Annotated in this window: 22 protein-coding genes and 1 pseudogene; 8 read left to right on the top strand and 15 right to left on the bottom strand. The window is 36.8% G+C overall.

Annotated elements, in window-relative coordinates; translation table 11 throughout:
• Positions 1-826: 826 nt before the first annotated feature.
• Both J7Q84_RS05785 and J7Q84_RS05780 read left to right on the top strand, forming a co-directional pair.
• Positions 827-1,738, top strand: a complete 912-nt coding sequence (locus J7Q84_RS05785) for a LysR family transcriptional regulator (RefSeq protein ID WP_209093529.1) — start codon at positions 827-829, stop codon at positions 1,736-1,738.
• A gap of 831 nt (positions 1,739-2,569) precedes the next feature.
• Positions 2,570-2,878: an iron-sulfur cluster biosynthesis family protein gene (locus J7Q84_RS05780; protein ID WP_209093527.1), complete on the top strand. Its 309-nt coding sequence runs from the start codon at positions 2,570-2,572 to the stop codon at positions 2,876-2,878.
• A 19-nt stretch (positions 2,879-2,897) separates the two neighbouring features.
• Here J7Q84_RS05780 and J7Q84_RS05775 read toward each other — a convergent pair whose 3' ends face one another.
• Complete coding sequence (locus J7Q84_RS05775; RefSeq protein WP_209093525.1) at positions 2,898-4,445, bottom strand: hypothetical protein; 1,548 nt, start codon at positions 4,443-4,445, stop codon at positions 2,898-2,900.
• Between the two features lie 206 nt (positions 4,446-4,651).
• The gene (locus J7Q84_RS05770; RefSeq protein ID WP_209093524.1) at positions 4,652-5,857 is read right to left on the bottom strand and encodes a DHH family phosphoesterase; all 1,206 of its coding nucleotides are present in this window, start codon (positions 5,855-5,857) and stop codon (positions 4,652-4,654) included.
• A 271-nt stretch (positions 5,858-6,128) separates the two neighbouring features.
• On the opposite strand from J7Q84_RS05770, the gene J7Q84_RS05765 reads away from it, so the two are divergent.
• Both J7Q84_RS05765 and J7Q84_RS05760 read left to right on the top strand, forming a co-directional pair.
• Complete coding sequence (locus J7Q84_RS05765; RefSeq protein WP_209093522.1) at positions 6,129-6,998, top strand: sulfite exporter TauE/SafE family protein; 870 nt, start codon at positions 6,129-6,131, stop codon at positions 6,996-6,998.
• A gap of 107 nt (positions 6,999-7,105) precedes the next feature.
• Positions 7,106-7,852, top strand: a complete 747-nt coding sequence (locus J7Q84_RS05760; RefSeq protein WP_209093521.1) for a polysaccharide deacetylase family protein — start codon at positions 7,106-7,108, stop codon at positions 7,850-7,852.
• Positions 7,853-7,891: 39 nt separating this feature from the next.
• Here J7Q84_RS05760 and J7Q84_RS05755 read toward each other — a convergent pair whose 3' ends face one another.
• The 4 genes from J7Q84_RS05755 to J7Q84_RS05740 form a co-directional block, all read right to left on the bottom strand.
• Entirely contained in the window at positions 7,892-9,139 is a 1,248-nt protein-coding gene (locus J7Q84_RS05755; RefSeq protein WP_209093513.1) for a DUF1015 domain-containing protein, read from the bottom strand.
• Between the two features lie 18 nt (positions 9,140-9,157).
• Positions 9,158-10,330 (bottom strand): phosphoglycerate dehydrogenase, encoded by a 1,173-nt coding sequence (locus J7Q84_RS05750; RefSeq protein WP_209093511.1) that lies wholly within the window; start codon positions 10,328-10,330, stop codon positions 9,158-9,160.
• Positions 10,323-11,429, bottom strand: a complete 1,107-nt coding sequence (gene serC / locus J7Q84_RS05745; RefSeq protein ID WP_209093509.1) for a 3-phosphoserine/phosphohydroxythreonine transaminase — start codon at positions 11,427-11,429, stop codon at positions 10,323-10,325. Before serC ends, J7Q84_RS05750 begins: the two co-directional genes overlap by 8 nt.
• A 454-nt stretch (positions 11,430-11,883) precedes the next feature.
• Positions 11,884-12,075 carry a DUF378 domain-containing protein gene (locus J7Q84_RS05740; RefSeq protein WP_209093507.1) on the bottom strand — a complete coding sequence of 64 codons (192 nt, stop codon included), beginning with the start codon at positions 12,073-12,075 and terminating at the stop codon, positions 11,884-11,886.
• Between the two features lie 360 nt (positions 12,076-12,435).
• Here J7Q84_RS05740 and J7Q84_RS05735 point away from each other — a divergent pair, with 360 nt between their 5' ends.
• Positions 12,436-12,945, top strand: coding sequence for a coiled-coil domain-containing protein (locus tag J7Q84_RS05735; RefSeq protein ID WP_209093506.1), 510 nt, complete (start codon positions 12,436-12,438; stop codon positions 12,943-12,945).
• Between the two features lie 186 nt (positions 12,946-13,131).
• A pseudogene (locus tag J7Q84_RS18290) lies at positions 13,132-13,536 on the top strand (C40 family peptidase); the annotation flags it as partial.
• Between the two features lie 42 nt (positions 13,537-13,578).
• Here J7Q84_RS18290 and J7Q84_RS05720 read toward each other — a convergent pair.
• Positions 13,579-13,785 (bottom strand): NETI motif-containing protein, encoded by a 207-nt coding sequence (locus J7Q84_RS05720; protein WP_209093502.1) that lies wholly within the window; start codon positions 13,783-13,785, stop codon positions 13,579-13,581.
• Between the two features lie 158 nt (positions 13,786-13,943).
• Between J7Q84_RS05720 and J7Q84_RS05715 the strand changes: the two genes are divergently transcribed.
• Positions 13,944-14,525 carry a DUF2087 domain-containing protein gene (locus tag J7Q84_RS05715; protein ID WP_209093500.1) on the top strand — a complete coding sequence of 194 codons (582 nt, stop codon included), beginning with the start codon at positions 13,944-13,946 and terminating at the stop codon, positions 14,523-14,525.
• Between the two features lie 25 nt (positions 14,526-14,550).
• Here the strand turns inward: J7Q84_RS05715 and J7Q84_RS05710 are convergent, their stop codons facing one another.
• Entirely contained in the window at positions 14,551-15,738 is a 1,188-nt protein-coding gene (locus J7Q84_RS05710; protein WP_209093498.1) for an MFS transporter, read from the bottom strand.
• Positions 15,739-15,896: 158 nt separating this feature from the next.
• Here J7Q84_RS05710 and J7Q84_RS05705 point away from each other — a divergent pair, with 158 nt between their 5' ends.
• On the top strand, positions 15,897-16,073 hold the full coding sequence (locus J7Q84_RS05705) for a ProA domain protein (protein ID WP_209093496.1): 177 nt from the start codon (positions 15,897-15,899) through the stop codon (positions 16,071-16,073).
• A gap of 28 nt (positions 16,074-16,101) precedes the next feature.
• Here the strand turns inward: J7Q84_RS05705 and phaZ are convergent, their stop codons facing one another.
• The 7 genes from phaZ to J7Q84_RS05670 form a co-directional block, all read right to left on the bottom strand.
• Positions 16,102-16,995, bottom strand: a complete 894-nt coding sequence (phaZ, locus tag J7Q84_RS05700; protein WP_209093494.1) for an intracellular short-chain-length polyhydroxyalkanoate depolymerase — start codon at positions 16,993-16,995, stop codon at positions 16,102-16,104.
• 112 nt (positions 16,996-17,107) lie between these two features.
• On the bottom strand, positions 17,108-17,626 hold the full coding sequence (locus J7Q84_RS05695; RefSeq protein WP_209093492.1) for a phosphatidylglycerophosphatase A family protein: 519 nt from the start codon (positions 17,624-17,626) through the stop codon (positions 17,108-17,110).
• A 182-nt stretch (positions 17,627-17,808) separates the two neighbouring features.
• Complete coding sequence (locus J7Q84_RS05690; protein WP_209093491.1) at positions 17,809-18,723, bottom strand: S66 peptidase family protein; 915 nt, start codon at positions 18,721-18,723, stop codon at positions 17,809-17,811.
• 13 nt (positions 18,724-18,736) lie between these two features.
• The gene (locus tag J7Q84_RS05685) at positions 18,737-19,555 is read right to left on the bottom strand and encodes an ABC transporter permease subunit (RefSeq protein WP_247739109.1); all 819 of its coding nucleotides are present in this window, start codon (positions 19,553-19,555) and stop codon (positions 18,737-18,739) included.
• Positions 19,556-19,700: 145 nt separating this feature from the next.
• A complete protein-coding gene (locus tag J7Q84_RS05680) occupies positions 19,701-20,138 on the bottom strand; it encodes an ABC transporter permease subunit (protein ID WP_209093489.1) in 438 nt (145 codons plus the stop codon).
• Complete coding sequence (locus J7Q84_RS05675; protein ID WP_209093487.1) at positions 20,128-20,589, bottom strand: hypothetical protein; 462 nt, start codon at positions 20,587-20,589, stop codon at positions 20,128-20,130. The genes J7Q84_RS05680 and J7Q84_RS05675 overlap by 11 nt, the downstream gene beginning before the upstream one ends.
• A gap of 138 nt (positions 20,590-20,727) precedes the next feature.
• Positions 20,728-20,937: an alpha/beta-type small acid-soluble spore protein gene (locus J7Q84_RS05670; RefSeq protein ID WP_209093485.1), complete on the bottom strand. Its 210-nt coding sequence runs from the start codon at positions 20,935-20,937 to the stop codon at positions 20,728-20,730.
• Positions 20,938-20,944: the final 7 nt, after the last annotated feature.

Raw genomic sequence — 20,944 nt, 5'->3', positions numbered from 1 at the left:
ATCAAACGTATTTTATGTACACTCTGCTTACATATGTAAGATTTATAGAATAGAAAAGTAAAAGCGCTTGTTAATAAACATTCTTTTTTAACGAGTTACGGTACACGACTTATAAAATGAGCGGTTAGTTTTATATAGCGATGTATATGCAGACATGCGGTAGTCTGTTTACGCGACATGTACAAATCTTGTTTACCGCTACTAATTTTCAAATATTTGCGAACACTGTATCTTTGTTCATGTGACACCATTGTTCCTATCAACTTGATTAACTCCCAAGCTTAACTGATTAACGTTGGCTAGGAACTGATGCAGAATTCCATGCTATTTTTGGCACACCTTGAAAAGACACCACCAAATTCGAAGGCATAAATAAAACTATAATGACTTAATCTTTCAAAAAAAAAGCTCAATTTCTCTAAAAATTGAGCTGTTTAATAAAAGTTTGTAACGTTAGTAACCAGGTATATAGTTTTACATATTTTTAGCCTTCGTTGTTTGTTACTATGATCATGATTATTATTTTTTAAACTTCTCGATACAATATCACTTTTTACGTTTTCACCTTTTTTCATAATGTAACTATATCCATATGGAGAAGGGGGATGCAATGGAATTACTAGTGACTGAACAAACATAAGAGAAAATACGAAGGGAAATTACTACTCACTATCTGAATTTCTGTTTACTAATTTTTTTATAATTCGACATATTTCAAAAAGTTTCATTTTAGTGTATACTTGACTAAAAACAACTGCTATACCCCTCTTACATAAGCGAGATTTATAGTATACACAATTGAGATTTATAGAAGGGAGATGACATCATGCATATTGAACAACTGAAATATATTGTGGAGGTTGCAAAAGTAAATTCTATGAGCTTAGCTTCAGATAACTTGTATCTTACACAACCCGCTCTTAGTCAATCTATCAAAAACTTAGAAAAAGAATTGGGTATTCAAATATTCACTCGTTCACGTCAAGGTGTAACCCCAACAGTACAGGGAAATAAACTAATACAAAAGGCAAATGAGATACTCTTAAAATTAGGAGAGTTTCACAATCAGGTTCAAGATTTCAATTCTTCAACACAAGAGAAGATAAAAATTTCTTCTGCACCGGACCTGCTACCACTTGCAATGAAGGCCATACTACAATTTAAAAATTCATATCCAGATATTCAGATTGAAATATCTGAAAAGACGGGACCAGAAGTGATGATGGATATCCAGCAAGAAGCAGTTGATTTTGGACTTGCAAATGAAAAAAGTTTAGAAGGATATGGAGGCAAGTTAGAATTTGAACCATTGATAGAGGGAAAAGGACAAGCACTCGTTAATAAGCACTCTTATTTAGCGAATTACGATACGTTTAGGGTGAACGACTTGCAAAATGAACGGTTTGTTATATTTAATGGACCTATTTATAAGCAGATATTCAGCAGTCTATTTACGCAACGTGTAGAAATTTTGTTTGCGTCTACTAATTTTCAAACCTTAACTAACACTGTAGCTTCCGGTCATGCCATTACTTTGGCACCAGATTTTCAAATAAAACATGACTTAAATGTTCTTAATGGTGACATAATTGCTATAGATCTTCTCGACCCTCACGTTAAATCTCTCAAGGCTGGCTGGGTAACATCCAAAAAGCTTTCGCAGAGTTCCATATTGTTTTTGGAGCAACTTAATAAGACCATTTCAAGCTTGAAGAAACCAGAAGCCGTAATGACGTAATCATTCAAAAAGAAAAGCTCAATTTCCTTACAATTTGGGCTTTTAATTTAAAATCCGCAACGTAACATACTAATATATAATTTTACGAACATTTATTATTGTAATTACCATGAAGGTCCCCTCTTCACTCTTCTCGATACAACCTCTTTTTTTACGCACATTCTTCCTCATATCACTATGTCAGTATGAGGAAGAAAAATACTCAATAGACAGACTAGTGACTGAACACCCGGAAAAAAAATGCGAAGAATAATTGCTATTCTTTATTGTATAGCTGTGAACGAACATCGAAGCTTTGGGGTCACACCATTACTTTGGCACCAGATTTTCAAACAAAAGAGGAGCCAAATATTTTATTATTCCTGTTGACATGCCCCCCATATTCACCCGCTCAAAGCTGGCTGGGTAACACAGTCTCACCTCACATTTTTGGAACACTTTGATAGGACACCTTCAAATTAGAGGAAACCAAAACTATAATGAGCTAATAGCTTATAAGAAAAACTCAATTCCCCTGCAAATATAATGCAGCTACTCTACATTGTAGATAACTTGTTTTCACTCTTAATTATAAGAAATAAAGAACAGTCTGTAAATTGGGGTAATTATCGTTATTTCTAGTCTTATTTTGTTATATTTCTGAATATATACTCGAATAACGAGCATGAATAGGAGCAGAAACAAGGAAATACAAGGGGTTTAGGTTTTTATGAGGTTGGGAAAATTATTGAAAAATTCGTTTTTTGTATTGAATATCCCTATCTCCTTTTGTACGTTTGTACAGTCTTCCGTTATACTGTGACTATATGAGTACGAGAAAGGGGATTCTCAATGGAATTGTCAGTGACTGAACACGCGGAACAGGAAATGAGAAGAATACATGCCAATCCTCTCATTATTCGGATACACGCAGAGCAAAGCAGCGGTACTTGCAGCTTATTTGTAGAGTTTGCGTTGATTGTGGATGAATTAAAGCACGAGGATGTTGTATATGAAAAAGACGGCTTATTTATCCAAATGAATGCATTTGCAAAAGAATACATAGGAAACAAATTAAAAATTGATTATAATAACGGTTTTAGACTTATTTCACCAAATGAAACCTTAGGCTATGGAATGTCTATTCAAAAAAAAGGCTAGTCTGCGACCAGCCTTTTTTCTATAGCAAATACGGACCGAGTAGAAACATGTAAAGTAAAATATTGACGATTGTAAAATAAGACGCACTTTTTATCGTACCCCATTCTTCTTGTTGAGAAAACCTTAACATGCCCCATGACAGAACTGTAAGAATAATAGGAATGAGAATAAAGCTGCCGGTAAAAGTTAAATACTCCGGAGCAAACACTAATCTTTTTTTATCGAACGAAAGATAAAAAAAGAGAAGCTGTGATCCTATGTATAATCCTATCCATGCATACGGAAGCCACTTTAAACGATTATCTTCAAATTCATTCGTTTTGACAATATAGGTAATGATATATAATACAATCGGTGCTATTACCCAAATAAGGGCAAGTAATGTAATCATAAAGCTCCCAGACAATGCCATGAGGGTATTGTAGAACGTACTTTTCCAATCAGACGATGTTATCTCTTCACTTTTACTAATGACTCCAGCATCAGTGGAAGCAGCGTGTAAGGAGTAGGTTTTACCGGAAAATGTATACCAGCCTATAGCATTATCACCCATAAAAAATGGTTCCAGTGCCACATCATTTGTTGTGCTTCGTCTGCCGGCATTCCACGTATCCCCCTCTTTTTTTGCCTCATATATGTTAGTGCCGTAAAATTTACCTACGGTTTGCCCGTCTGCCGCAAACAAAATCACTAAATTGTTTTGTTTCTTTTTCACCTGTAAATATCTTGGGTTTTCAAAAGCAGATCCGTTATTTTCATCTCGAAATTTAATCAATTTGGTAGTTGGCGCTTGTAGAGGCTCGTTCATATCCACTTGCCATTCGTAAGCTCTATATGTACGGACGCCTTGTGCAGAACTGTAGGTTCCATAAATAATAGTTGCTCTGCTTCCCTCCTGTGTAAACAGTACTTCTTGCATTTTTTCAGAGCCAATTTGTTGAAGAGGAGACAATTGCGTTTGTTTGTAGCCTCCCTCTGCCTCATGTTCAAATACTACAAATTTAGTGGTTAGATCTGTTTCTTGCAGTACAATAAGAAATGAGGGTGAGGACACATCAAATACTATATTTCTTATTGGTGATGAAAATTCAGCTAGCAGCCGACTTTCCCATTTTATTGTATCCAGTTCGAATGCTCGATTCTCTTTCCAATAGATAAGTTGTTCTTTATTAAAACCGAAGCTTGTTACTTCTTTATCCAGTATGGTTTCTTTTACAGCATCATGTAAAATTAAATTCCCGTCTTTCAAATATACAAATTGTTTATTATGAATGAACAAATTAGAGAAAGATGGTACTTGAACCGGTATGCTTTCTTTCGTTTGTATATGAAGTTTGGAATCATATGTAGCATGTGCAATGCCTTGTCCTCGCGGAACATATATCTCATACACATTTCCAGCTTTCTTTAATATGGGCTTTGCCAAATATTCCGATTGTATGTCCATCGTTACAGAACGGCTCCATCCTTTACTTGGTAGAGATGTTTGCATGTTCATATTTTGATAGAATAATAATGCTAATAAAAAAATAATCGTTACGCTTGGGAATGCGATAGCTTTTTTCATGGGAGCCCCCTATGTATGTGTTGTAGGTTTATTAATAGAAAAAGCACATGCCTCCGAGAATTGGTGACGTGTGCATACTGTTACGTTCAAGTGCTAATGTTTTTCAAACGGGGCCTATTATTGTAAAGACCTCTTGCAAATTATTACCATTTTCCAACATTTAATATAGCACATAAATTTATATTCAGTCAATTCTTATTTTTCTATCACTTTTCACTTAGGTTCGAGTGTACTCTTGATTTCGACACGTGATGAAGTAAAAATGCAACAAAGATTTCGTCATGAACAAGCCAAGAAGCATGAAAACGTTTGACATGCCGCTCTGCTTCTTGAAATGAAGAAAACGTCTCTTTCAGTACATTCCCATTGTGTTCAATCTTCCATGTATTTTCTTTAGTTGGATAGATAAAAGTTTTGTCCTCTTGTCTATTTTCATATAGTGCTCCATGTGCAGATGCTTTTATATTATATACATTTTTCTCTGCATCTTGTTTTACAGGTTCAAGGTGAAACGGTTTTGAAACATAATCACGATAAGCTTCTTCTGTTAAGGAGCACCCGCTTGCTTTTGCATGCCCTCCTCCTCCCAATTGTGCTGCAACTTCTGATACATCCACAGTATCATGAATCGTTCGAAATCCTAGCTTTTTACTCCCCATGTTTACAATAGCGATATAATCAAGATGCGGATTAAGCTTTCCTAATTCGTTTCCCAGCTCAGAATGGTACGATTCAGCATACACTACCCCTACGCAATAATCGCCAATAAATGTTTGCTTCATTTCTCGTTTTTTTCTATACATGTATCGTTCAATTTTTTCACTTTCCATTTCTAAAATTTTTTCTTCAAACTCATCGAAAGAAAAATGGTCATTCATTTGAAGACGGGCTGTCATTTTTTTATGAAATTCTTCAATAGAAAGAAGAAAAAATAAATCATTCAACTGTTTGGCTTTATAGTTATCATTTTTATCCCATTCCCACGTATCATATTGACGGACCAACTCTACAAATTCAGCTATAGAAGATTGATCCTCAAGCATGTTATGTTCAAGTAAGTAGTCATAAAACAGAGAAGTTGCAGATGCCAAGCGTCCGTCCTCGTATTGTACTTGTACGTTCGCCCAGTCATATTTGTCTAAATGAAGGGCACTCTTATGATGATCGATAAGTTGAACGTTTTTCTTTTTTGAAAAATACCGCTGTAGTTTCTCCTCATTGTCTTTATGTACAGATAAATCTGTAATATATAGACATTCTGTTGGTTCTTTCTTTTCTAAAAACTTCTCGATTTGATCGTCTAGAGAGTTAACCGAGTTATACCGGATATCAGCTTTATCTTTAAAAGCAAGCGTAGCAAGAATCGCACATCCCACTCCATCTAAATCATTATGTGTATACAATCTATACATGATGATTGCTCCTTTCTTTTAACAATAGTATGGTTCACTTTCGGATGAAAAATATAAAAAAAAAAAAAATAAAACATAGTTGAAATATAGGATTAATAGGCATTATAATACATATCATATAATTATAATTTTCAAACAATACACAGCTGATTGGAAAACCGAAGGCTCCCATTCTCTTATTCCCCGTTATAAGAGGTTTGGAGCCTTTTCTTTTTCTGCATTAAAAAAGCATATTGTATGCTTATCTACTTCATGGAAATGAGGGTGACATATGCAACGACTGCTCGTATTTGCGTTTATTGGATTTTTAGCTCAGTTAATTGATGGGGCTCTCGGGATGGCATACGGTTTAACTTCGTCTTCTCTTTTGCTGATGTTCGGAATTGCTCCTGCAGTTGCTTCTGCTTCCGTCCATTTTGCGGAGGTGGTCACAACTGCTGCATCTGGTGCAGCTCATATTCGATTCGGTAACGTGGATAAACACACCGTATATCGTCTGATTATTCCAGGATCTATAGGAGCTTTTCTAGGGGCATGTTTCCTAAGTAACCTGCCTGGTGAACTCGTAAAGCCATATATTTCGATCTTTTTGCTTATTCTTGGTGTGTATATTTTGTTTCGTTTTTTATTCCAATCACAAGCAAGTCATGGAAAAGGAAAGCCATTGACAGCAAAACAATTGATTCCCCTTGGATTTCTTGCAGGATTTGTTGATTCTACAGGCGGAGGTGGATGGGGACCGATTACAACTCCAGTTTTATTAGCCCGAAAAGGAAGCGAAGCACGAAAGGTTATCGGCTCAGTCGACACAAGCGAGTTTCCTGTAGCACTTTCCGCTACTGCCGGATTTCTTATTTCGCTTGGTTGGGAGCAAATGAATTGGTTTTGGGTGTTTTCTTTAATGATTGGAGGTGTAATCGCTGCCCCGATCGCGGCTTGGTTCGTACGTATCATCCCCTCCTATCTGCTTGGTATTATTGTTGGAAGCCTTATTATTTTAAGCAATGCACGCACCTTGTTAAACGCATTGCATGTAAATAATAGCATCTTGTTCTTTACGTATGGTATTATTCTTGTCATTACTATTGGTTCTGCTATTTGGACAATTCGTAAACATTCAAAAAAAGATGTTGCGTTATAAACAAAATCAGCTGCCCCGCAGCTGATTTTGTTTATAAATGCATGAAAGGATGTTTATTATATACGCTTTCATCAAACGATAATAAAAAATGAGGAAAGGTGCTGCGTATGAAAAAAATACGGCTTATTCATGTAATATTGCTTAGCATATGTTATTTCTTCTCTTCCATTACTGTTTCGAAAGCTGAAGAAATCTCTCCTACTGTATTTTTAACGTTTGATGATGGCCCATCTGCGAACACTTCGTTTATATTGCAAACCTTAAAAAAAGAAGGAGTAAAAGCAACGTTTTTTCCGATTGGAAGCGTGGCTGCTGCCAAACCCGAGATAGTGAAACAAATACTTGCTGATGGACATACTGTAGGGTTGCATTCCTGGAAGCATGATTATGATATGTATGGAAGTATTCATACCTTTATTTCTGATTTTGAGAAAAACCGATATGAGTTACAGGAGTTATCATCTAAGGTTAATACAGAGCTATACCGATTTCCTGATGGTTCCGAAACAAAGCATTCCTCTGAAAGCAACCGGATGATGGTTAAGCATTATTTGCGTAAAGAAGGTGTTTCGTATTTAGATTGGAATGTAGCATGCGTTCAAACAGAATCACTGTCAAAAGAACGTATCGTAAACACTATTCTTACACAAATTGCATCTCAGCCGATCGCTGTAATTGTTATGGAGGATACCTCCCGCACTGCTTCTGAAGCATTACCAGCTGTCATTCAAGAGTTAAAAAAACGCGGGTACCGCTTTAAAGGATTGAACGAAGCGACTGTAAAGGAGAAAAAATGGTTAACAGAACAGCAAATTATCAATCGCGATGCACCAAACATTTTGCCAAGCGAATAAAAAATGAGAGCTTCCTTTACGGAGGCCCTCATTTTTTTACTACGATAAAGAGTGAATAATAATGCCACTGCGAAGCTTTGGTTCAAACCATGTAGATTTTGGAGGCATAACTTCTGCTGCATCCGCAATTGTAAGCAAATCATCCATAGTTGTCGGGTGCATGGAAAAAGCAACTGCCCATTCTTTGGAATCCACTGCTGCTTCTAATGCATGTAATCCTCGTATGCCTCCTATAAAATCAATCCTTTTATCTATGCGTGGATCTGTAATCCCTAATATAGGTGAAAGCAGCCGTGTTTGTAAAATACTTACATCTAATCGTCCCACCGGATCAGTAGGATTGAATATTCCTTCTTTCGCACGCAAGTGGTACCATGTACCGTCAATATACATACCAAATGAATGCTTTTCCGTTGGCCGAAATGGCGAGGTTGCTGCTGTTGTGACAAAAAATTCTTTTGCTACCTCTTGTAGTAGCTCATCTACGCTTAATCCATTTAAGTCTTTAGCAATCCGATTGTAATCCAAAATGTGCAACTCATTGGCAGGAAATATTACAGACAAAAAGAAATTGAACTCTTCTTCTCCCGTATAAGTAGGATATTGTTCCCTGCGCTTGAGTCCTACCTTTACAGCAGATGCAGAGCGGTGATGTCCATCAGCGATATACAATGCATCTACTTGCAGAAATAGTTCAGTTACGTTCCTGATAGTTGTCGCTTCGTCAATCGTCCATAAAGCATGAGTGACACCATCTTCAGCAGTAAACTGGAACAACGGAGAATGATTCTGTATCCAGTTTGCTACTATGTCTTGGATACGTTGATTATAACGATAAGTCATAAAGATGGGACCTGTATTAGCGTTGCATGCATCTACATGTCGAATGCGATCGAGCTCTTTTTCTGGCCTTGTATGTTCGTGTTTTTTTATGGTGTTATTGAGGTAGTCATCAATAGAAGTACAGCAAGCGATTCCTGTTTGAGAGCTATTGTTCATACTAAGCTGGTAAATATATAAACAAGGGTTTTCCTCTTGAATGAAAACCTCATCACGAATCATTTGCTCAAGGTTTTCCTTCGCTTTTTCATACACGCGTTCATCATACACAGAAATGGACGAATCTAAATCGATTTCTGCCTTATCAACATGCAAAAACGAATATGGATTATATTTTGCCAGCTCCCGAGCCTCCTCACTGTTCATCACATCGTAAGGCAAAGCCGCGACTTGCTGCGCTAGATGCGGAACTGGACGAATGGCTCGGAACGGTTTGATAATTGCCATTGGACTCCCCTTCTTTCCTTAAATGATTCGAACAGCGACTGTTCCTTTGATCGCTTGCAGCTTTCGTTCTAATTCTCTTAAATCTTTATTTAGATGGTTATCAATATCAATCAGCGTATATGCCCAATTCCCGCGGCTTCGATTAATCATATCTGCAATATTAATTTTCACCTCTGCCAATAGAGATGTAATTTGTCCAACCATGTTCGGAACGTTTTCGTGCGCTACTGTAATGCGGCGCTGCCCTGCATAAGGAAGTTCGACATTAGGATAGTTAACAGAATTTTTAATGTTCCCTGTTTCAAGATAATCCTTTAACTGTTTTGCTGCCATAATCGCGCAGTTTTCTTCCGATTCATACGTAGACGCTCCGAGATGCGGAATCGAAATGACACGCTTCATATGTAAGACATTATCATTTGGAAAATCTGTCACATAATTTGCGACAATGCCCTGTTCAATTGCTTGTGCTAAATCATGTTCATTTACAAGCTCTCCCCTTGAAAAGTTAAAAATACGTACACCTTTTTTCATTAAACGAAACGCATCCCCATTCAGCATACCCTTTGTTTGCTGTGTTAATGGGACATGAATTGTAATATAGTCACAGGTTGCATAAATTTGCTCCACGCTCATGGCACGCTGTACTTGACGAGATAAACGCCAAGCCGTTTCAACTGATACATAAGGGTCATACCCTACTACTTCCATTTCCAGCGCCAATGCATCATTGGCCACTAACGCACCGATAGCCCCTAATCCAATAATTCCAAGCTTTTTATATTTAATCTCTGTTCCGACATATTCTTTTTTTCCTGTTTCCACAAGCTTAGGAACCGCTTCTCCTTGTCCTTGCAACGTTTTAGCCCATTGAATCCCTTCCAACAAATTACGTGAGGATAACATTAGACTTGCGAGCACGAGTTCTTTGACTGCATTTGCGTTAGCACCAGGAGTATTAAATACAACAATTCCTCTTTCTGTACATTTGTCAACTGGGATGTTGTTGACACCGGCACCAGCTCTTGCGATTGCTTTTAAATTTGAAGAAAAATCTATATTGTGCATGGCATAACTGCGTAATAACATACCGTCCGGATCTGTTTCATTTTCTGTGATTTCATATCTCTCTTCTGGAAATACAGCTAAGCCACATTTTGCTATATGGTTCAACGTTTGAATCTTATACATTGCTAAGTGCCCCCTTATAGATGTGATTTTGCTCAAATGCCTTCATAAATTGCACTAATGCCTGCACACCTTCAATAGGCATTGCATTATAAATACTTGCTCTCATTCCCCCTACTGTACGGTGTCCTTTTAAATTAACGAGTCCGGCTGCAGCAGCTTCTTTTAAAAAGATCATATTTAATGCATCTGTTGCTGCACTAAACGGAATATTCATAAGAGAACGATGCTTTCTTTCTACCGGAGAGCTGAATAATTTAGATTCATCCAAGAAATCGTAAAGCAATGCTGCTTTTTTACGATTCAAGGCTTCAATGGCTGAAACTCCTCCGAAATCCTTCAGCCATTCAAAAACGAGCTTCGCCATATAAATTCCATATGTGGGTGGTGTATTATATAAGGAATCGTTTTCATCGTGAATGCGATAATCAAGCATGGCTGGACAAAAAGCCGGTGCATGGCCTATTAAGTCGTTTCGAATGATCACAACCGTTACGCCAGCAGGACCAATATTTTTCTGCGCTCCTGCATAAATTACTCCAAATTGAGAAACGTCAATGACTTCGGATAGAATGTTGGACGACATGTCTGCCACAAGAGGGACAGTACCCGTGTTTGGTATATTTGAATACACAGTTCCTTCAATGGTGTTATTCGTGGTGATATGAATGTAATCAGCTTGAGGGTCAATCATGTCAGGAGAAATATCAGGAATGTATGTAAATTGTTTATCTTCAGAAGAAGCAGCAATGCGAATTTCACCAAATTTCTTGGCTTCGGAAATCGCTTTCTTTGACCATGAACCAGTATGAATATAATCAGCCTTTTTGCTATTGCGGAGCAAATTAAGCGGGATCATTGAAAATTGCAAGGAGGCTCCGCCTTGTAAAAATAATACTTTATAATTATGAGGAATGTTCATTAACTCACGAAGCAACGACTGTGCTTCTGAGATAATAGTGTGGTAATCACTAGAGCGATGGCTCATCTCCATCACCGACATACCGCTATTTTTATATACAATCATTTCTTTTTGTGCTGTTTCTAATACAGGAATCGGCAGTACAGAAGGGCCGGCTGAAAAATTGTATACTCGTTCCATAATAATCCCCCATCCTAATTTTACTCAACATTTAGATTTTTCGAATTATAATTCACTTCATAATAAATGGTCAACAGTCTTTCTAAAGAAATTACATGTAGTATACTTCCAGATAATTTGTACATCTTCCTTCCCTTACATATTTTTAACACCCTCATATAAGACAAAAAGCACTTGATAAAGAGTGACCAAGTGCTTGCCCAAGCGCGCGGCGGATTGCCCATATGCTCCCCCGTGATTTTCTATGCTGCGCCAGTTACATATAGACCAAATTTTAATTTTTACTATACTCCATCTATACTAATTTTACAATCAATTTTCTGAAAATTTTTACTCATTGTACACTAGCTCTTGTTTTCATGAAGAATAGTGCAGCTTGTTTCCTTTTTATCATAATAAAAAAGTGTCAAGCTATGCGCTTAACACTTAAAGTTAGAAATTATAAATATAATGGCTATTTACTTGTGAAAAAACGCTCATAAATTTGATACAACGCGGAAAGCCCAACAAGCCAATACACTGTATCAGTAAGACCGGAAGACTCTCCAAACAGTTCTTCAACAACATTGTAATCCAAAGCCACAAACAACCAATTTAATCCTCCAATAACCAATAAAACAAATGTGAGGTACGACAAGAATTTCATGATGCTACCCCCTTGATGGAGAATTGGTGAAGATACTTTCATCATCATTATATGTACAAAAATTCGATTCATTCTTGTGTAAGGGATAAACTATTCTTCAAGTTTCGCGTTTTTTGATTAGTAGATTTTTATTGTGAGTATGAATTATTTCATATGCCTACAAATCCTTTATTCTTATTTTCCTTTTTATATCGAGATGCCAAATTAACGTAAAGGTAATTGTTGTGATGTGTAGAAATTGTCAATATCTCATTGCAGTTTCATTACAAGGTCCTTACAAATTGTGTGTATCTATTTAATCCCGTCTCGGTTTTATGATACAACAAGGACAGAAATACTTTAGACGGAGGCATGAAGAAATTGAAACAAATACGAACGGCAACTATTATTACCGGCTCTTTTCTTTTAGGCATGATGATATTCTCACCGCTGACTACACCTGTTTTCGCAGAACGAGATGCGATTACTTCTTCAAATACTCTACATGATGCAAAATCACAATTTACTGCTTTAGAAAAAGAAATTGAAAATATGCAAAGAGCAATGGAGGAATTAAATGCATCCATTGCTAGTAATGAAAAAGAATTAGAGGAAACGAAACTAAACATACAAGAAATTCAAAATGGAATTGTTGCCAAACAAAGCTCCATTGCACTCTTAGAAGAAAAAATAGAAAAGCGACAGGAAATTATAAAAAATCGAATTATTGCGATGCAAGAACAGCCTAAACGAACACTTGTAGCCGAAGTACTATTACATTCCACCAGTATTACAAATTTATTAGAACGTATGCACGCTGTGACTGCTCTTTTTAAATCAGACAATGATATGTTAAAGGTACAAAAACACGATCAGTTCAAATTAAAATAGCAGCAAATACATTTGCAGGAAAACAAAACTTCTTTGCTTGAAGCACAAACACAGCTGCAACAGCTGCAAGCATCATTAACCTTGCAACGAACAGAAAAAGAGGAACGATTACGAGTGTTGGAACAAAAGGCATTGGAATTACAAACTGCTATTACAGATGCGGAAGCTTCCCATAATGAATTGTTTAAAGATAATAGTTTTCCAGAAGACGGGCAGTATTCCCCAGAAACAGAAAAAGAGCTTATCGATTATGCTAAACAATATATAGGCTTACCCTATATTTGGGGCTCTTCAACTCCCACAAATGGCGGCTTTGATTGCAGTGGTTTCATATATTGGGTATACAGTCATAACGGAGTAGACGGTGAGCGTCAAACAACCGAAGGCTACTGGAATTCAGTACAACAAGTACGCCATCCTGTTCCAGTAGATCTTGTATTTTTTTAAAATACCTATAAATCTGGCCCCTCTCATATCGGAATCTATTTAGGCAAGGGTCAATTTATTCACGCTTCTAGTAAAGGAATTGCTATTAGCAGTGTATACAGCAGCTACAATACTGAGCATTTCTTAGGCTATGGACGATTCTAATACTCTCAACAAAGCGGATAGGCTTATCACCTATCCGCTTTGTCATGCATCGAACAGCTTTCCTTCAAATACAATAGTTCTGCCGCATGGTTCTATAATCGTTTTTCCTTCTTTTTCAACTTCATGAAAAATCGGTTCTTCTGTCCTTCTAACAGGCATATAACCTTCTTTTTTCATGCGTTCTAAGCATTGTTCAATGCTCTCATTGTGCAGCACTTCAAACCTTTTTTTCTTTTTTTGAGTACTCATGCTTTGCCCTCCATTCTAGTCTAGTTTCATCTGTTTTATAAATATCATTCAATTCGGTATGTGAAATTAAACAACTTGTTTTTTTGTATTGCTTATTTTCAGACATTAGACTATTATCTAATTAGATAATAGTCTAATGTCTGAAAGGAGGTGCTATTTTGCAGCTAGATAAACTCGTTCAATTTCATAAAATAATGGGCGATCCGACGCGTATTCGTATCCTTGTGCTACTTTCAAACGGTCCAAAACACGGGCAAGCCCTTGCTGGCATGTTAGGTTTAACTCCTCCTACTATTTCGCATCACCTGACAAAGTTAAAAGAAATTAATATTGTAAAAGAGCGAAGAGATAAAAATACAGTGTATTTTCATTTACATCAATCCACACTTGAACATTATTCAGAAGCATTAGTCAATCTCGTTATTGGAAAGGAAAACACAGATATGAAGACAAAGAAATCCATAGACCAACAGACTATTTTAGAAAACTTTCTGACTAAAGATGGTCGGTTAAAGACGATTCCAGCACAGCGAAAGAAAAAATTGATTGTGTTATATCATATTGCTAAAGGGTTTGAGACCGGACGCAAATATCCGGAAAACGAAGTGAATGAACATATTAAAAAATTTCATGAAGACTTTGCCACGATTCGCCGTGAATTTATTATGAACAGAATTATGTATCGTGAGAACGGCAACTATGAGCTAAATCCAAAGGATATGTGGGCTACAATTGAATAGTAAAAGCCAGTCGCATGACTGGCTTTTACATATTTTCAGCTTTCGCTTCGGTGAACACCTGTTCATATTTCTTTGCATACACCACGTAAATGCCATATACAAAAAACAACAGAATACTTATAATAGCAAAAAAACTAATGCCTTTTATAGTTTGAATAAAAATACCACCAATGATTGGGCCAACAATACTTCCTAAACTAAAGGCAATTCCGCATAATATATTTCCGGCAGGTAATAAATATTTCGGAACCAAATCCGTCATATATCCTAATCCTAAGGAAAAACAAGAACCTACAACCATACCAGACACTAACATTACAGCCAATAGTGACCAGTAATATCCATCCAGGAATGCTCCAACGATATATACACATGCGCTGCATAAAAATATCGTTGTCAGCAGTTTCCCTCTGCCGTATCGATCACTAAGCGCCCCTAATGGAACTTGAGTAATAATCCCCCCAATTGCAAAAGCAGGGACGATAAAAGATATTTGTTGAATGGTAAACCCTTGTCTCATTGCATATACAGGAAAGTTGCTGTGAAGCATCGCTTCTAACAAGCCGTATACAAACGGAGCCAGCAAAGCTATCCAACCGATTCGCAGCACCTTTTTGTATCTCGATACCATATTTTCCTTTTCCTGTTTTTTCGTGGCCTGCTGCGGAAACGTATTTTTCGTCGGTAGCAATAACAGCCAGCCCGCAAAGCAAAGAAAAGAAGATATGATAAATGGCATTGATTGCCCATATTGCACTGTACTAGCTAGGTATGGACCTAATGCAAAGCCCGCGCCAAAAAAAGCCCCGTAAATAGATACATTGCGACCGAGACGCTCATTATCCGAAGTACTCGTAATCCATGTTTGTGTACCAACATGAAGCATATGATCCCCTACGCCGATTAAAAAACGTAATACAAACCAAATCCAAAATGAAAAGGTTTGCGTAAATAACACTAACGATGCTACTACCATTAACCCTCCACACACAATAATTGGCTTCAGTCCAAATCGATGCATCGGTTTTTCTAAAAAAGGAGAAATTACGAGGATCCCTATATACATGGCAGTGGCATGCAGGCCGTTGATACTTGAGCTAACCCCTTCTTTTTCGAAAATCATGGCAATTGCCGGCAATAGCATCCCTTGCGATAATCCAGAAATTGCAACTACACTTATCATAATCCAAAAATTATATGATTTTTTATCCATGAGCGCCTTCACTCCTAGTTGTAAATACATTCCCTATCCACTGTAATACAAATTTTTATAAAGGGGAAGAAAAACTAATACAAAAGAGAATGTTCTCTTGGAATAAAAGCATGCAATTTAGAGAACCTAAAAATAACAAACAGAAATGAGGGATAGCTATGCATACAGAACGAGTAAGCTTAGATTTAAATGAACAAGAGATTGAAATGCTCGACTGCATACGATCTCACTTCAAAGAAAAGCATCACATCGAATTAAGTCGAGGAGCTTTACTAAGGGATTTAATGGATATTGAATATATTCGAATTACAGAAGGTAAACATAAATATGATTAAAAAAAGACGACTTGCCAAGTCGTCTTTTTTATTTCCCTATAAAGTTCCGCATCTGATCCGTCAATTCATCTAAGCAATCGACTAATGGGGAATGCCCCGTGTTTTCTAGTATCACAAGCTTTGCATGTGGGATATAGTTTGCAATTTCTTCCCCCATCTTTTGAGGAACAACATAATCTCGATCACCCTGCAGGATAAGAGTCGGCGATTGGATTTTTGTTACACTCCCGTTTCCTTGTGTTACGCCATTATATTCATCTGTTATATTAAAATGGACAAGTGCATAATCAACATCTACCAAATTTCTCTGTGTTAGCATATCATCAATATACTCTTCATATTTTTGATGTTCTGGTTGTTTATGTGTATAAATAACCAAGTTCCAAAGGGCTCGATAAAAATTTCGGTCTCGATTTTTCAGAGCCTGCAAAACAGGAAAGACTTGAACAGGATCTGCCGCAATCTCTTCTTTCGTGGTAAGGAATTGACCTGGAATCGGCTGCCCCATTTCATCTTTTTTAAACATAGGATAGCCCTTTACTCCGACCGACTCTATTAAAATCAAATTTTGTACATAGTCAGGATAATCTGCTGCAAACTGCATGGAAATTCCTCCGCCTGTAGACCAACCGGCAATAGAAAACTTACATAATCCCAATGCATCCGCAAACAGTAACAAATCCTCTGAAAAATCTTTTAATGAGGTAATTTCATTGTAATATGTAGATTCACCAAAGCCGCGTAAGTCAACCGCATAAATTTTATAGTCTTTCTCCAGTTTATCAATCAACACATCCCAATGCTTTGATGAAGTCATATTTCCGTGCACCAGCAATAAAATATTTGTCCCTTCTCCTGCTTCACGATATGCTAATGTTTCTCCATTAGACAATGTTACACTCTTAAGCGACACCTGATTCATTTGGTTTCCTCCTTTTCGTGCGTTCATTATTTATATTTGCTTTTACAGAAGCAATTTCCTGTATAATGTATGTAAATAAAAAAACTTGGCGCTATACCAAGTTTTTTACATTCTATTCAGCTTCCCCCTCCAGCTCAGCACGATATCGATGTGCCATACGGCTTGTTGCAGCAGCTGCAATGGCTCCAACCAAATCATCTAAAAATGCATTCACCTTTCCATCAGACTTTTCATTTAGCTCAGCTAGAATACCTTCTTTTAATTTATCAATATGACCATAACTAGTAAAGCTGATACTCCCATATAAATTGAGGATAGATAGCGCAAGAATCTCATCAATTCCATATAAGCTCTCATCCATTTGCAGCATTTGCTGCAATGGCTGCGATAGCATTTCTTTTTCTGCAAGCATATCTAACTCAATTCCTGTTAGTATTGCGTTTTGTACCTCTCTTTTTTCTAGCACCTGCTCCACACTTTCAATGCAATCTTCCAGCTTTAATTCAGGAATGTACTGTTCTTGTAAAAAATACGTCAGCTTTGCAATATCTTCAATATATACTCCGCGATCATTCAACATTTGAAGTGCTTTAGCCCTTACATTGCTGCTTGGAACAAAAGAATACCCCATATATTAACCTCCAATCTTACAATTAAGACAATCGGTTTTATTATGGAGCAATGCAGCAACTTTATTCTCTTGGTTACTCTGCAAGCACTCTTTCTATGTTTAAAGCGGCTGTCACCAAAGTCATTTCATTACAATAAGAATACTTCCATCTTGTTTTTTAGCTGTGCAGTGTTCTTATCTCTCTATCTGACTCCTGCTTCGAAAATTAATGTACGGTCTGCACCGTTCATCATAACGAGAACTCCGAATGGTACACCATAATTCGGTTTGCAATGCCCTATTAAAAATCCGCTTAAAATCGGAACTTGATATGGAACAATATGATCATACACAACCTCTTGTATCGTCAATGAATCCGTACGTTTTTTTGGTCCGCAATCATTGAAATCTCCAAGAATCACACCTTTGCATTCTTCAAACTTTCCAGCTAACCGTAATTGATTAAGCATTCGGTCAATGCGATACGGCTCTTCTCCAATATCTTCAATAAATAGGATCTTCCCTTTTACATCAATTTCATAAGGCGTTCCAAGCGTGCTTGTTAAAACAGTAAGATTCCCGCCGACCATTTCACCCTTCACTCTGTTTGAAAATGATGGATAACAGGTATCTGCTGCCTGAAATATTTGCTCTCTTGGCTCAAATAGCTGGGCTATAGATGCGATTGTTTCTTGTTTGATTGTATCCGCTCCGCATTCTTCCATCATCGGTCCATGAAATGTAACTAAATTCGCATGCTTTTGCATCGCAATATGAAGGGCTGTTATATCGCTGTAGCCCCAGAAGATTTTCGGGTTATCCTTTATTAGCTGAAAATCGATGGAATCTAATAGTCGGCCGCTTCCGTACCCTCCGCGTGCACAAAAAATGCCTTGTACGTTCTTATCTGCAAATGCTTCATGAAAATCATGGAGACGTATGGAATCACTACCTGAAAGGTAAGCATGCTTTTCATAAACAGATTTCCCCATTTTCACATGCAATCCCATATCTTCTAATTTACGTTTCATTTTTTCTACTTGTTCGACTTTTGGAGGACTGGCTGGCGCAAGTATCATAACCGTATTGCCTTGCTGCAAACGAACTGGTTTAATCATCTTTTCCTCTCCCCTAGATGAAGGATTCTTCCTTCACCTGAATATGTTTTTTATGGGTGTAACTTTTCACCACTGCAAAAGATTGTGTTTTCGCAGCATAGTACGAGCGTTCACTCCCCTTTACTATGACACTAGCAGCGATAATACTTAGTGTAAAGAAGGCTATCGGTACTAAAGGTATCCATGGATGTACGAATAAGGAACGAAAATTCATACCTATCATTCCTGACCATTCATGAGAAACGGAATCAAATTCGTCTCCAAAAAATAAACCTAAAACCCCTAAATGCATCAACAAAATCAGCACTTGTACAAATTGCTGTACAAATACAAGCAAAAAAATAGGAAGCAAATGCGGAAATAGGTGCGTTTTCCAAATATGAAATTTAGAGCCTCCTAAAATAATCGCAAAGTCAATAAACTCTTCCGCTCCTAGCTTTTGAATTTCTTTGGCCATGTAAAATGTAACTGTCGGCACCGCCAGCAAGGCAAGTACTGCAATTTGAAATAATGCACGCTGGTACAATGGATATAATGGTAATCCGTTATCAAACACAAGAACTGTATGTAATATAAAGTATGCAAAAACAGCCAGAGGAATAATTGTAAAACTGTCGAATAATGCCTCTGCCTTTTTCATAAGTTTTTTCGTATACAGGCTCAAAACTACCCCCAATACAATACCGCATATTACACGAAGCGCAGCAATACAAATGGCCGCTCCTATCGTCCATTTTGCTCCTTCAATAATCACATGAAGCAAATCAAACCCTTTTGCATCTGTTCCAAGCAAAAATTGAAGAGAAGGTGGAAAAGGAGCGATTCCTACCAATTCATGATTATTATCAAATAAAATAGATACTTTGCAGATTTAACTGTTATTAAACAGTGTATTCCCTATACTTGCTATGATAAGAAAAAGAAAATAGGAAACTCCAAGTACAAAACCTTTTTCTCGCTTTAAAAAATACCACATCTTACTCCTTCCCTTTCATCACCTTCGGAATTACCGCATCGTATAGTTCGAATATTAAAAATATAGGGAAATATATAAGGAATAAAGCAATCGCAAACAATTCGGGAGTTTGCACAGTGGTATATTGTTTAATAAAATTAAAGATTCCTGGAATATTAAACAGTATTTCGTTGATGAACAAGTTAGATAGCATAAACCAAATGCTCGTTTTCATAAACTGCATAATACTGAACATAACATTGCGAAGGACATGGACATTTAAAATATATAATGGCTGCATTCCTTTCGCTTTCGCGTATGTAACATAATCCTTTTCCATTTCTCCTTCAAAGCGAAATAACAAAATTTTTACCAGCATCGGTATGACTGGAATACTTAAACAAACAGCTGGAAGAATTACACTTTTATGCTCTGCTGTGGATGCAATATTAAATACCATAATCCATAATTCCTGTTTTCTTAAAAAACCAAATTACGAGCAATTGAAATAACATAATAATAAGAATATCCGGTAATGATTCTATTATAAGCAGTAGATTTTTTACTCTTTGTTTGACAGACGGTTTAAAAAATAGCATGGTGTATGTCAGTAAAAAAGCTGATATGCTAGCTAGAGCCATCGCCAAACAAAAAATAAAAAGAAACTCTTTGTAAACTACAAATACTTGTGGAAATATCGGCCTTTGAATATTCATATTCTCATAGGTAAGCGTATCGAGAAATTGTATTTTAGAAAGTAACTGATACAAACTAAGTACATATTTTTTTATATCAAATGATAATCCTGAAAAACCACTCGGCAATACACTAACAGCTAAAATCCCAATAGTAGCTAATACTAGCTTAATAAGAGAACTATAACATTCCGACAATATTCTTCTAATAATCATCTATTCCTCCAACTTAAACACCTTCAGCATTTTTATTTCTATTTTATTTTACTGATAATTTAATATATTGTAAATATTAACAAAGTGAAAGAATACATAAAAAAAAGAAGTGAAACAGTGTGTTTCACTTCTTTTAACTTAAAATCGACGATTTGCACTACCGCCAAGGCTCTGCTCTGCCATTTGCACAAGGCGCTTAGTAATTTCTCCTCCAACAGAGCCATTCAAACGAGAAGATGTTTCTGCTCCAAGAGTAACACCAAATTCTTGAGCAATTTCGAATTTCATTTGATCCATTGCCATTTTTGCAGCAGATACCGCTAATTGATTTGCTTTATTTTGTGCCATGTTCTGC

It is taken from the genome of Bacillus sp. 165 (genome assembly GCF_017742235.1).
Lineage (GTDB): Bacteria > Bacillota > Bacilli > Bacillales > Bacillaceae_G > JAGHKQ01.
The sequence above is the reverse complement of the archived record's forward strand: the minus strand, read 5'-3'. Positions and strand labels throughout refer to the sequence as shown.